Origin of the sequence: Pseudomonas sp. NPDC086566 (assembly GCF_050280885.1) — a bacterium.
Taxonomy (GTDB): Bacteria; Pseudomonadota; Gammaproteobacteria; order Pseudomonadales; family Pseudomonadaceae; genus Aquipseudomonas; species Aquipseudomonas vlassakiae.
In genome coordinates this window covers 273,170-285,635 of the sequence record NZ_JBNNWD010000001.1, presented here as the reverse complement: position 1 = coordinate 285,635, position 12,466 = coordinate 273,170, and the positions used below count along the sequence as shown (strand labels likewise).

The window sequence follows — 12,466 nt, the reverse complement described above, 5'->3', positions numbered from 1 at the left end:
CACATGACCACACTGACCCGCACCTTCACGACGTTCGATCGCCTTGGCAACTGGAGCGCCGACCTGCCGTTGCGGCTGTTCCTGGCCTGGGAGTTTTTCGAGTCCGGCTGGGAAAAGTTCAATGGCAGCAACTGGTTCGGCGATCTGCAGGCGAACTTCCCGTTTCCTTTCAATGTGCTGCCCGCAGAGCTCAACTGGCAGCTGTCGATGTGGGCGGAGCTGCTGCTGCCGCTGTTGTTGCTGCTTGGCCTGGGTACGCGGCTGGCATCGGCTGGACTGATAGTGGTGACCGTGGTGGCCATTGCTGCCGTGCATTGGCCCGCACACTGGTCGAGCCTGGCAGAACTGGCCCAGGGCTATGCCATCACCGACCAGGGCTTCGGCAACTTCAAACTGCCGCTGATCTATCTGGTAGCACTGACGCCGTTGCTGCTTAAAGGCTCGGGACACTTGAGCCTGGATTACTGGATCAGAAAGCGCATCTTGGGGTAATGCGCAAAGGGGCTGCCAGGCAGCCCCTCTTGCTTCAACGCGTACCGATGACCACGCCTTGCTCTCGCAGGTTTTCGAGCAATGCCAGACCGGCCTGCAGGTCTGCACCCAGCGCCTGCAACCGCTGCCGACCACTGCCCTGAACCTGGGTCAGCAATCGGTACGCCATGGGCGAAAGGCGAGCGAAGCGCACCTGCAAAGCGGCGTCACGATAGACCAGTAGCAAGGTCGGTTGCGCAGGCGCCTGGAGCGGCTGGAACGTCGGGCCAATGCGGTCCACAGGCCAGCGGTAGGACAGGACGCATGCCCTGCTCGACAGCACCGGCTCGCCTTGCAGCAAGTCACCCTGCGGATCATGCTCAGGGTCCCGGGCATCGCTCAGGTACAGCTGCGATTCGATCATTTCGTAGTGGGCCAGCTCCGGCTGCCAGGGGGTATCGGGTTCGATACCCTGCAAGTAATCGACGAAAGCAGCCGGGATCTCGGTGAACAGGGGTGACTGACAGCGGTAATTGGCATAGAAATCATGCACTCGCGCATGCCAGCGCTGATCACCCAAGGTCTGCCGCAGTACTGGAAAGCTGCCCCCCAGCAGAGCCTCGATACCACCGTAGAACAAGGTTCTGTACAACTTCAGGCGCCGCCCCTCCAGGCCACGAGGGGGGGCATGACGTTGCGGATCACGCAGATGCCGCGCCAGACAGTGCTGTTGTTCACGCAATGGATCGTGCATCGACCGCCTCCTGTTGCACGGCGCGAATACGCGCAACTTCCGCCAGCAGTTCGGCCATGGTCGGGTAATTGAAGTCACGCTCCAGCACGGTAGGCTGAATACCAAAACGTTTGCAGGCACTGTAGAACAGCGACCAGACATGGGGACTGACGGCGGCACCGTGGGTGTCGACCTTCAGTTCAGGGCCTTCGTCATGATGCCCCGCCACATGCATGCCCGTGACCCTCGCCACAGGCAACCCATCCAGAAAGGCTTGGGCGTCATAGCGGTGATTACAGGCATTGACCTGAACGTTGTTGACATCCAGCAGCAGGTCGCAGTCGGCCTCGTCGAGCACCGCCCGAATGAACTCCAGCTCACTCATGGCCTGATAAGGCGCTGCGTAGTAGCTGATGTTCTCGACCGCTATGCGACGTTGCAACGCATCTTGTACCTGACGGATACGCGCACTGACATGATGCACGGCCTCTTCGGTGAAGGGGATGGGCATCAGGTCGTAGAGATAACCATCATCGGTGCAATAGCTGAGGTGCTCACTGTACAGGCGCACCCGATGCTGATCGAGAAAACGCCGGGTCTGTTCAAGCAAGGTCTGGTTCAACGGCAGGCAGCCGCCCAGCGACAGTGACAGGCCGTGACAGGCAAGTGGAAAGCGCTCGGCCAGTAACGACAGGTCACGCCCGTAGGCGCCACCAACGCCGATCCAGTTTTCCGGAGCGCATTCCAGAAAGTCCACTTCGCCCACCTTGACACTCGACAGCTCGGCCATGAGCCCCCGGCGCAGGCCCAAGCCGACTAACAAAGGTGCAGTATTCATGGATGATCTCCGTGGCAAGCCACGGCGCCACGGCTGCCAGGAGCCCGAGCGCCGTGGCTTGATCTGGGTGAAGGTCAGGCGTCGGCTTTGCCGTGGCCAGCCTTGGCGTCACCACCGCACTTGCCTTCGCCACATTTGCCTTCGCTTTGGGTGGCCTTGCCATTGCCACCACATTTGCCTTCACCGCATTTGCCTTCCGCCGAAGCCTTGGCGTCGGCAAGCAGGTAGCCCTGGGGTAGTGGCTCGACGGCAAAGGCGCTGTTGGCGACGGCCATGCTACCGAGCAATGCAGCGCCCAGCAGGCCGAGAGATTTACGTTCATGGGTCATGGTCAAGCTCCACTGTGGTTGGAAAGTGGAGCCATTGGACCGCACCGCTGCACCGCGCCCTATCGCCGAGGTCGGCGACAGGGCGCGGAAGGGACGCCACTGGGTGTAAGACTGCTGCGAGAAACTGCGTCGGATACCAGCGCTAACCCTGCAGGCTCAATCCTCCAGAGGCTTGGGCGGAGCTGCGGGCTTGGCGGGTTTGGCCGGCTTCGCGGGCTTGTTGTCCTTGCCCTTGGTTTCCGGCGCGGCGGCCACCGGCTCGGGGGCTGTCACGGGCTTTTCGGTGGCACGTATTTCGTCTACTGCCTTGAAGATCACTTGCGGGTCGATCTTTTCACCCGAATCGTCGTCCTTGAGCACATGGCGCTCGCCGTCCTTGCCAACCAGAATGACCTTGGTGCCCTTGCTTGCGCCCAGCTTGAGTTCGCGAATAAGGGCCATGGTCGCCTGCTGTTCGAGGTTCTTGTCCTCCCGCTTGCCCATCATGTTGGCCACACTGAACAGCACCAGGTCGCGTTCCTTGAAGGAGGCCTGGGTGGCGGGGTCCTTCAATGCTTCGTTCAAACCGCGCAAGGTCGGGTCGGCGCTGCTTGGCGCAATCACCACCAATGGCCTGGCTTTGCCCACCTCCTTGGCCAGCGGAGCATCGCTGTCGGCGGCCAGCACCGGACCGGCGACGGCAAGCAGGGTGGCAAGGGACAGTGACCGAACGAGCATGCGCATCTCCTTATTCTCTCGATAAACCAAAGACTACAGATCTTGGAGAAAGATCCTACGCGAAAGCCTAAACCAGCCGGTGCGTCGTCAGCACAAAGGAAAGGTAACAGCCAGTGTCCGCGAGCCGATCAATCCCTTCCCCGACGTTGATGAGCATAGCCCATCAACGCCGCAGCGGGTCAACGCAGCGCACTGGAGCTGTCGTTGTTGAGGATGGCCAAGGTCAGCTCCAGCATGAGGCTGCGGCGGGCCCACTGACGGGAAGTGTGGGCGGCCTCCATCTGCGCCACCCGCTCGCCTTCGGGCACCGAGTCGCTGTCCATCAACCGCGCTATTCGTGCATGGTACGGCGCATCCAGAGCCTCCAGCCGGCTTCGCTCGGTCTGCTGCAAGTGTTCCTGCCAGAACGATTGGTCGACTATCGACTGGGCCAGGCTGTCGGGGTTCTCTCGCTCCAGTACCTGTTCACGCGCCGCACTGATACGCTGCGGGGTCAGCCCGGCCACCTCGGCAAACAGCATGTCGCTCGGCTCTAGCGGCAGATCGAGTGTTTCGCGCAACGCCAGGCGGTAAGCCAGCACGACTTCGATTTCATCCGGGTTGCCACCGCCGGCACGGCGCTGGCGAATGTCCTCCAGGGCAATGCGGTCGACTTCATCCAGGCGCCACAGTTGCTGGCCCAGGTGCATCAACGCCTGCTCCTCTGCTCCACTGGCCGCATTGAGCCTCGCCCGCCATGCCAGCAGGCTGACTTCCAGGTTCGAGAACGCAAGGGCCGCACTGTCCTGGCACGTCAGGTCGCGGCTGACCTGGCTGAATATCTGCTCGCGCAAGCCGGCATTACCATGCATCGCCTCGAGCATCCTGAACACTCGCCCGGCCAGATATTGTGGGTTCTGGCGGAAATCCGCGCTGTCCAGCAAGCGCCCCAGCAGGTGATAGAAATCTCCCGCGCCAGGCTCGGTCTCCATCAGTTCCCAGTGCGATGACAGTTCCGGGCGACGAGGGCTGCCCATCGCATCCAGCCAGCGCTGGCGGGCGGGGGCGAAGTCGCGCACGTTAGGTTGCTGCAGCAACAGGCTGGCCTCCTGCGGCAAGGCCGCACGCAAGCGCACGCTGTGTGCTTCGGACAGCGGGTTACCGGCCAGCAGGATGATGCGGCGGATCCATTGCGGCGCCCGGTAGAAGCGCTCCGGCAGGCTGTGGATGCGGTTGTCGCGCAGGTCCGCCAGGAGCAACTCGGGACTGTCCAGCAAGCCTGGCGGCAACACTGTGATATTGCTGCTACTGAGCAGCAGACGGCGCAGCTGGCCGAGCCCGATGACCGAAGGCGCACGGCCCAACGGGTTGAATGAGAGGTTGAGGTATTCCAGCTGCATGCAATTGGCAAGGCTCGCCACCTGCGGTGCGTCGAGCACGATACGGTTGTTGGACAGGTCCAGTTCACGCAGCGCCTGCAGGTGTTCGAGGTTCGCCGGCAGCTGACGCAGCCGGTTACCGGACAGCTCCAGCACGCGCAAGTTGGGGAACGCGCGCATGAAGGCTTCGGGAATGTTCCTGAGGCCCATCTCCATCAGGCCAAGTTCATGCACGTGGGCGAAACTCACATCCGCGGGCAGCTCCGGCAAGCCCCCGGGCGTTGCGGCGTAGAGCGTGAAGCGGTAGTTGACGATACCTTCGCTGCTGGGCGTCAGCACCGTGGTCCTGCGTTGCCAGCAATTGACCAGCGAATCGGCGAAGAAGCGCCGTTCATCTTCCCCCGCCACACTGGCGGCACGCCGACACCACCGCTGCAGGTGCTGCTGCAGTAGCTCCAGCTCACGGGCCAGACGGGTCAGCTCGGCTTCTATTGGCCGGCCAGCATCGTGCATGTCAGTCAACCAGGCGAGTACCTGGGCATCATTGAACCCCGGGTAGATGGCGCGTACGCGCACGAACAACGCCTGCGGCCGCCCTCGACGCGAATTGGCACCGGGGCTGCGCCCGCTCAGCGGGTAGCCAATGCGCCCGTCCTCGAGCCGCCTCGGCGCGCGGAACCAGGCACGCCGGGGCCCGCCGTCGAGCAACTGCTCCACGGTCTCCCGGCGTTGCAGCGCTTGGTGGCCGATCATCACCCGCAGGTTATGGGCGAAGGGTTCGCCAATTTCGAGCGCGTCACGTTGGCCGGGCCCATAGGCAACGGCCATGACCTCGAACAGTTCACCAGGCCCGGCGCGGGTGGTGCCCGCGGCATCGACCCACCGGAACGCCCCCGCCTCGTGGAGCAGGTTGGCAACCTAGCTGCCCTGCTCCATCCCGGTGGGCAGAGGCCTGCCCAGGTCACCTTGCAGCAGCTGCCAACGCACCGTCGACGCCTCACCAGGCAAAAATCGCAACAAGCCGATGACCACCCGTGCCAGGTCGGCGTTCTGTGGCGTGTCAAGGCGCAGCGCCTCGTACACCCTGGCCACTCGGACGCGTCGTACCACCGCCCGGGCAGCTTCTGCCAGGCGCAACGGTACCCGCCCCTCGTCGAGCAGGCGCTGACGATCACTGACATGGGCCGCCCGCACCAGCGCTGAAGCAGCGCGACGCGGCAATTGCGGGAACATCCGCCGCAGGCTTTGCACACCCGCGTTGCTGCTTGCCTGCAAGCCTTCATGAAGCTGCCCGAGCAGCGTGCGCCGGCGCTGCCACACCCATTCCGCCAGGGCCTGGTCGGAAAGCTGCGCCGCCCCTTCCAGCGCCCTCGCCCGGGCCAGCAGCGTTGCGTCATCGACCGCCTGACCACTGCGCAACTGCGACACCAGGCGGCGGATATGCTGGTCAAGGCGAATGCGCACGACACTGTCGGTCACTTCAAAGGGCACGCGCCTGCCCTCCATGTGCCAAGCCCGCAGGTGATCAGCGCTCAAGCCATGCAGGGTCAGCACTTCATCGATCTGCTCGTCATCCAGCTTTCCATAGCGCGTCCCCAAACGCCGGAACAGACGATAAGTGTCAGCCCATTGCGCCGGTTGTTCGCTGCGCAACCGCCAGGCGCCGTCGCCGTTGTGCAACAACTCCGGGGCCAGGCCCTGCTGCGGCGCCAGCTGCCAGCCGCCATCCTCGGCACGCGCCTGCACCGAGTATTGTTGCCCATCCATTTCGATCCACGCCTGCTCGCCCAGGCGGCGCACACCCAGGGCATCTGCCACGCCGGCGTCCAGCGGTGGCTCGCCGCGATAGGGCACGAGGTTCTGGTCCCAGAGTTTTTCAACACCGCTTGCCAGTCGCGCCGGCACCAGGCTGTCCACCCAGCCGCTGCGTTGCCAAACCCGGCTGGCGACCCCCACGCCCACGGCGGTGACGGCAATCGCCGCGACGTCCTTGCCAACATTGAGCACATGCTCCAGCGCCTCGCTGTCGTCACCTTCGTGCCAGGCCTCGATGCCGTGGAACACCTCGCCCAGTAACTGCCAGGCCGTGATCGCCAACAACGCGGCGCCAATGGCGGGGACGAAGAACCCGGCCAGGTTGAGCAGGGTCCAGCCTTCGCTGGCCAGGCGCTGGTCGTGTTCAGCCTGCACCTGGCGGTCCAGGTCGGCTACCGGCACCGCAATCATCGCCGCGTCGTCCCTGATCTGTTTGACCTGTCGGCTGCCCAGCGTGTCGAACACCGGCAGCGCATAGGCATGAATGTGCTCATCGAGGTCGATATTGGCCCAGATCGCCAAGTCCCTGTAGCCCTCGATGACCGGTGCGAAGAAGCGCTGGCTGTCGCGCCGGCGCACGAAACGCCTGAAGAACGCCCGGTAATCGGCCTTGCGCAGGCGCTGGCCGAGCACGGTGCGGGCGAAGCGCAGCAGGTTGTCATGGGCGCTCCAGGGGCCATCCGGATCACCGGGAATGTATACCAGCACGCGCTGGCTGCTGTTGCGCAACAGCCCTACGTCGATGACATCGAGCACGACGATCTGCTCCAGATCGCAGCCAAGCACGCGCAGTTGCTTGACCACCACCGGCGCCCCTTGCAGATCGGGCGCGGTGCCGGTGCGGCAGAGCGCTTCCACCATGAGCCATTCCGGTTCGCTGAGCACACCTCGGCACTTCGCTTTGTAGGCATCGACCAGCATGTCCCAACGCTGCAAGGTGGCCAGCTGCGCAGCCAGTGCATGCTGCTCGGACACTGCTTTCAAGTGTCGTTGGTACAGCCCCCCCGCATCGACATCACGACAAAGCGTGGCGAACGCCGAGGCCGAAGGCGCCTTGGGCTTTGGCTGCAAGTCGGTTTCCAGACGGTTGCCTTCGGGATGCCCGCCTGGTCTGGTCTGAGCCGCCGTGAAGTTGCGCAAGGCGGCCTCCAGCAACGTGGTCGAGCCATAGACCAGTTCGCTCAGATGCGCACCCACTGGCTGCGCGTTGATCACCGGCCCACCGCGCCGTCCAGAGCGAAAGGTCCACTGGTCGAGGTCGAAGCCTGCGCCAAACCGCTCTGACATCGCAGGCTCCAGCAGGGCACGGACGAAGGGTTCGACTGGCTGGATGTCTGCCAGCGCGCGCTTCACCTGCTGGCGGGCCTTGAGGCTCTCGCGCAGGGCAGCACCCAGGGCATCGAGCTCGCGCTCTGTGGCGCCGAGCAGCCAGGTGGGCAAACGCTGGCGAATAAAGCGGTCCTGTGCAGCTTGCTCGAATGCCAGGCTGTCGAAGGTGGACGCTGGGGTACTGGCTTGGCGGGTCATGGGCGTGGCTCCTGATTTGGCAAGAGCCACGAGCCTATGCAAGGCACATCCCATCCAGGCGTCAGCTATCTACCGCGCCGGCTTGCCAGCGACGATGCCTGTGCAAACCCCTCAGAGCATGATCGCCTGCTCCCCGGGCACGCTGTCCATCGCCTGCTCGGTCAAACGAATCATCAACACCCTCCTCCCCCGCTTCTGCTCGCCATGGATACTGTCGGCGGTTTCCAGCGGTGTCTGTTCCAGGCGCTCCAGCCGCGCAAAGTAAGGCGCGTTGAAAGCCTCGAACGCGGCCTCGTGGTTTTTTTCCAGCGTGTCCTGCCAGAACCGCTGATCGACCAACCACTCGGCCAGCTCCGCCTGGGACTCTTCGACCAGCACCTGATCACGGATACGCTCCATGATGCCGACATCCAGACGCGCCATCTGCGGGTACGCCATCTGATCGGCCTCGATGGGCAGTTCCAGGTGCTCGCGCAAGGCCAACTGATAGCCCAGTACCACTTCCAGCGGGTCGACCTGCTCACCTGCCGCTTCCCAGCGGCTCACCTGTGCCTCTACCAGTTCCTGGACCCGGTAAAGTCGGCGCAGGCGCCTGCCGAAGCGCAACTGGGCGACCAGGGCCTGCCCGGGAGCTGCCTCGCTGGCGGCCTGCCAGGCATTCATTCGCGCCTCAAGCAGCTGCAGCCGCCACAACTGACCATCCTGGCAGGTCAGGTCGTCGTCGACATGCTCGATCAGCTCTTCGCACAGTTGCTCGTTCGCCTGCATGTTGGCCAGCAGCCGATACACCCGCAGCCCGACCACATGAGGCAAGCGGCGGAAATGGGCGGTCAGCTGCAGCTCCCGCAACAGTTGCATCACCCCGGCAGCGCCAGGCCTGGCCTGCACCGCGCGCCAGGTTTCGATGAAACCATGGCGCAGGCTGGCAGGTAATGCCGCCGCCCACTGCTCGACGATCAACGTGTCAGGACCGGCTTGCTGCGTGGCCGTGCGCAAGCGTGCCAGCTGCTCGGCCAGCAACGGGTTGGCCTCCAGCCGCAGCGTGCGCCCGGTCCACACCGGCGTCTCCAGCAGTTCCCGAGGCAGGCGGGTAATGCGGTTGTCGCGCAGGTCGGCCATGGTCAGCAACGGGCAATCCTGGAGGCCGTTGGGCACCGTGTCGATGCCGGTGCTGTTCAGGTACAACCGGTTCAAACGTGCCAGGCCGCTGACGGAAAACGACCGCGTCAACGGGTTGTGCGCCAGGTTGATCACCTGCAGGCGCTCGCAGCTGGCAAGCAGCGCTGCCTGGGTAGCGTCCAGGGCAATCAGGTTGTTGTACAGGTCCAGTTCTTCCAGCTCGGCGAGCACCCGTTGCGCGGGCAAGCGCGTCAGCCGGTTGCCGGGCAGCCGCAAGCTGCGCAGATGCGGGAAAGCGGCCATGAACGACGGCGCAATGCTGCGCAAGCCCATGCCGGTCAGGCGCAGCTCGGTCACCCCGTCGAAGCGCAGGGCGTCCGGCAGGTCCGGCAACCGCCCTGGCTGCATGCCGGTGAAACTCAAGGTGTCCAACCGTTCACGCGGCTCGGGAATGCGCCGCCACAAGGCGATCAGGCGCGCCTTGATGCGCCCGCGCGCCTGCCTGCTGCCTGCATCCTGGCGACGCTCGACGTGCCAGCGATGCAGGCGCTCCTCAAGGTCAAGCAACTGCTGCCGCAGCCGCGGCAATTGCTCCCAGGCATTGAGGCCATCGCGTTGCAGACTGGCCAGCCACTCGACGACCTGCGCATCGCTGAAGGCAGGGTAGATGCGCCGGACTTCCGGGTGCAGCGCCTGCGGTGCCAAGGCCCGGATCGCGCCGCGGCCACTGAGCGCAAAGCCAGGGAGTGAGCCGTTCAGACGCTGCAAGGCGGCTGCCCCACCCGGCCGGGTGACGATGCCCAGCAGTGCCTCCATCTGATGGGCATGTTGTCGCGCCAGCTGCCCCAGGCGCTCGCGCAGGCGAACCGGGAATGGCTCGGCAAGCGCCAATGCGGCGCGCTGGGGCTCACTCAGCGCGCCCTGGAGGGTGGCAAACAACTCACCGGGTGCGCCTAGTGCAACGGCGCCGCGAAATGCACGGAACTGCCCCGCCTCATGCACCAGTTGCAAGCCCTCGCCGACACCGTGAGCCTCACCTAGCAGCGGCCCGCCGACACGCGCTTCGAACAACTGCCAAGGTAGCTGCGACAAGCCTGGCAGGTACTTCAGCAGCCCCAGCGCTACCCGCGCCAGATCAGCGCTCTGCGCCGTGTCCAGGGCAAGGGCCTCGTGCACACGGGTTACCCGTATCCGCCAGGTACTGCGCCGCGCCGCCTCGGCCAGGCGCAGGGGTACCCGGGCGGTGCTGGCAAGGCGCGACAGGTCAGCGGGGTTCGCCTGCGCCAGCAGCTCGCGGGCGGCCCGCAGATGCAGGCTGGGAAACATCCGCAGCAAGGCAGATTCGTTGACGGTCAAGGCCGCTGATGACAGGTCGTACAGCTGCCCGATCAGGCGTCGCCGATACCTGCGCACCAGGGTGGCGAGTGCCGGTCCGTTCAATGACGCCGCGCCCGGCAGGCCGTTGGCTTCGGCCAGCGCCTGGGTATCGCTGACCGCCACGCCAAGGTCCAGGCGATTGCCCAGCTCATCGACACGCTGCGCCAGTTGCACACGCTGCACGGTATCCAGCACCTCGGCTGGCAGCGTTTCGCCGCGCACATGCAGACCGCGCAACTGATCGGCATCCAGGCCATGAATGTCGAGCACCCGGTCAATCTGTTCGTCATCGAGCGCCAGTACCGGCCCGCCAAAACGGCGGAACATGTGCTGGGTATTCGACCAGCCTGACGGGTCGTCAGTCACCAGGCGCCAGGCGCCGCTGCCATTACCGGCCAACAGCGGACCGTGGCCGGCGCGCGGGCGCAGTTGCCAGGTGCCTTCGGCGCCAAGCGGCTGCACCTGATAGTCATGCCCATCGAGATTGAGCCAATGCCGCTCGCCCTGGCTGGCAACCCCGCGGGCGTCGATGCTGGCCGCCGCGGGCGACGTGCCTCGCCAGGCGCTGATGTCCTGGGTCCAGAGCTTCTGCGAGCCATCCTCCAAGGTCGTCGCCACCAGCGCATCGACGCGTTCTGCGCCCTGCCACAGACGCGTGGCGCCTTTGCCGGCCACGGCCAGCGCGATGATCTGCGCCGTGTTCTTGCCCACGTTGAGTACATGGTCCAGCGCATCGCTGCAATCGCCCTCGCGCCAGCTTTCAATGCCTTCGAACACCTCTTCGAGCAGGTCCCAGGCCAGCAATGCCAACAGGCCCATCCCCACCGCCGGCACGAACAAGCCCACCAGAGACAGCAGCACTCCGGCATCGGAAGCCAAGCGTTGATGATGGGCTTGCTGCAGACGGCGGTCGAGTGCGGCCACCGGCTCGAGCACTGAAGCCGCATCACGCTTTATCTGATCGATGCGGGCTGCCGCCAGGTGATCGAACAACGGCAACGGATAGTCCGTGAGATGCTCCTCCAGGTCGCGCGTCGCCCATATCGCCAGGTCACCAAGCAATGCATTGACCTGGGCCATGAAGCCGGCACGCCCACGTTGCGGCAGGAAACGTTTGAAGAAGTGCTGGTAGCGCGCTTCGCGCAGGCGTTTGCCGGGCACCGCCCTGGCGAACGCCTGCAGATCGTCATGGACACTCCAGGGGCCGTGCGGGTCGCCGGGGATGTACACCAGCACCCGCCTGCGGTTCTTGCCGAACAGCCAACCATCCGCCAACACATCGAGCACCACGATCTGCTGCAGATCGTGCCCGAGCAGGCGCAACTGCCGGGGCTTGACCAGGTCGCCATCGAGCTTGCCGACCACACCGTCGCGGCACAGCCCGATGATCAGTTGCAACTCGCTGGCTGACAGCACCTTGTGGTGGTAGCGGGCCTTGTAGGCGTCGACCAGCATGTCCGCCATCAATGCCTGTTTGAGCAAGGCCGATACAGATGCGCCCGGTTCGGTACCCGCTGGCGAGAGCAGCACCCTGTCCAGATGCGCCTGGTAGCGGGCACCAAGGTCGAGTTTCCGGCACAACTGGGCGAACTCCACGGCGGATGGCCTGGCCATCTCATTGCCATTCGCATCGACCAGGCAATTGCCCGGCGGCTGACCGCCGACCTTGGCTTCGTCCACAGTGAAGTTCCACAAGGCGACTTCGAGTAATGGCAAGGTCTTGTAGAAAAGCCGCACAAGCGGCGTGCGGATGGGCGCCCAGGTCTTGAGCGGTTTGCTCACGCCCTGGTCGAACGCCAGTGTGACGACGTCATGCCCTGGCCCGGTCAGTGGCACGAGTGCCTGCTGCAACAAGGGGACGCAGAAGGCTTCGATGGCCTGGATACCCTTGAGCCGGGCGTCCAGTTGCCGACGGCAACGCAGGCCGGTGTTCAACGCCGTGTTCAGCTCAGTCAACTGCTCAAGCGTCAAGGCTTGCAGCCAGGCTGGCAGACGCTGGGCGATCAGGTTGTCCTGGTAGGTCTGCTGCATGGCCAGGGTGAAATCGTTCAACAGCTTTTGACTCTGTGTCTGGTAAAGCTTCGACAGGTCCTGGCTGCCCGGCAAAACCTTGCTCAGGTCGGTGATTTGCAATGGTTCGGTGGCCATGATCGGAGCCCTCTGCTTGGATTGGGCTCCGAGG

Annotated in this window: 7 protein-coding genes and 1 pseudogene; 1 reads left to right on the top strand and 7 read right to left on the bottom strand. The window is 64.5% G+C overall.

Annotated elements, in window-relative coordinates; genetic code table 11:
* Positions 1–3: 3 nt before the first annotated feature.
* Positions 4–492 carry a DoxX family protein gene (locus tag ACQKPS_RS01270; RefSeq protein ID WP_427602231.1) on the top strand — a complete coding sequence of 163 codons (489 nt, stop codon included), beginning with the start codon at positions 4–6 and terminating at the stop codon, positions 490–492.
* A gap of 34 nt (positions 493–526) precedes the next feature.
* Here the strand turns inward: ACQKPS_RS01270 and ACQKPS_RS01265 are convergent, their stop codons facing one another.
* From ACQKPS_RS01265 to ACQKPS_RS01235, 7 genes and pseudogenes are all read right to left on the bottom strand, one after another.
* Complete coding sequence (locus ACQKPS_RS01265; RefSeq protein ID WP_427602229.1) at positions 527–1,225, bottom strand: DNA-binding domain-containing protein; 699 nt, start codon at positions 1,223–1,225, stop codon at positions 527–529.
* The gene (locus ACQKPS_RS01260) at positions 1,206–2,042 is read right to left on the bottom strand and encodes a DUF692 domain-containing protein (protein ID WP_427602227.1); all 837 of its coding nucleotides are present in this window, start codon (positions 2,040–2,042) and stop codon (positions 1,206–1,208) included. The genes ACQKPS_RS01265 and ACQKPS_RS01260 overlap by 20 nt, the downstream gene beginning before the upstream one ends.
* A 95-nt stretch (positions 2,043–2,137) precedes the next feature.
* Positions 2,138–2,371 (bottom strand): annotated as a pseudogene (locus ACQKPS_RS01255) (hypothetical protein); the annotation flags it as partial.
* A gap of 156 nt (positions 2,372–2,527) precedes the next feature.
* Entirely contained in the window at positions 2,528–3,088 is a 561-nt protein-coding gene (locus ACQKPS_RS01250; protein ID WP_427602225.1) for a DUF4174 domain-containing protein, read from the bottom strand.
* A 179-nt stretch (positions 3,089–3,267) separates the two neighbouring features.
* The gene (locus tag ACQKPS_RS01245; protein WP_427602223.1) at positions 3,268–5,274 is read right to left on the bottom strand and encodes an NEL-type E3 ubiquitin ligase domain-containing protein; all 2,007 of its coding nucleotides are present in this window, start codon (positions 5,272–5,274) and stop codon (positions 3,268–3,270) included.
* 90 nt (positions 5,275–5,364) lie between these two features.
* Positions 5,365–7,788, bottom strand: a complete 2,424-nt coding sequence (locus ACQKPS_RS01240) for a dermonecrotic toxin domain-containing protein (protein WP_427602221.1) — start codon at positions 7,786–7,788, stop codon at positions 5,365–5,367.
* A gap of 111 nt (positions 7,789–7,899) precedes the next feature.
* Positions 7,900–12,432 (bottom strand): NEL-type E3 ubiquitin ligase domain-containing protein, encoded by a 4,533-nt coding sequence (locus tag ACQKPS_RS01235; RefSeq protein WP_427602219.1) that lies wholly within the window; start codon positions 12,430–12,432, stop codon positions 7,900–7,902.
* Positions 12,433–12,466: the final 34 nt, after the last annotated feature.

Bases quoted from the DNA above. Each gene is read 5' to 3' on its own strand.
- ACQKPS_RS01270 (WP_427602231.1), top strand. From the start codon at position 4: ATGACCACACTGACCCGCACCTTCACGACGTTCGATCGCCTTGGCAAC.
- ACQKPS_RS01245 (WP_427602223.1), bottom strand. From the start codon at position 5,274: ATGGCCGTTGCCTATGGGCCCGGCCAACGTGACGCGCTCGAAATTGGC.
- ACQKPS_RS01260 (WP_427602227.1), bottom strand. From the start codon at position 2,042: ATGAATACTGCACCTTTGTTAGTCGGCTTGGGCCTGCGCCGGGGGCTC.
- ACQKPS_RS01265 (WP_427602229.1), bottom strand. From the start codon at position 1,225: ATGCACGATCCATTGCGTGAACAACAGCACTGTCTGGCGCGGCATCTG.
- ACQKPS_RS01250 (WP_427602225.1), bottom strand. From the start codon at position 3,088: ATGCTCGTTCGGTCACTGTCCCTTGCCACCCTGCTTGCCGTCGCCGGT.
- ACQKPS_RS01240 (WP_427602221.1), bottom strand. From the start codon at position 7,788: ATGACCCGCCAAGCCAGTACCCCAGCGTCCACCTTCGACAGCCTGGCA.
- ACQKPS_RS01235 (WP_427602219.1), bottom strand. From the start codon at position 12,432: ATGGCCACCGAACCATTGCAAATCACCGACCTGAGCAAGGTTTTGCCG.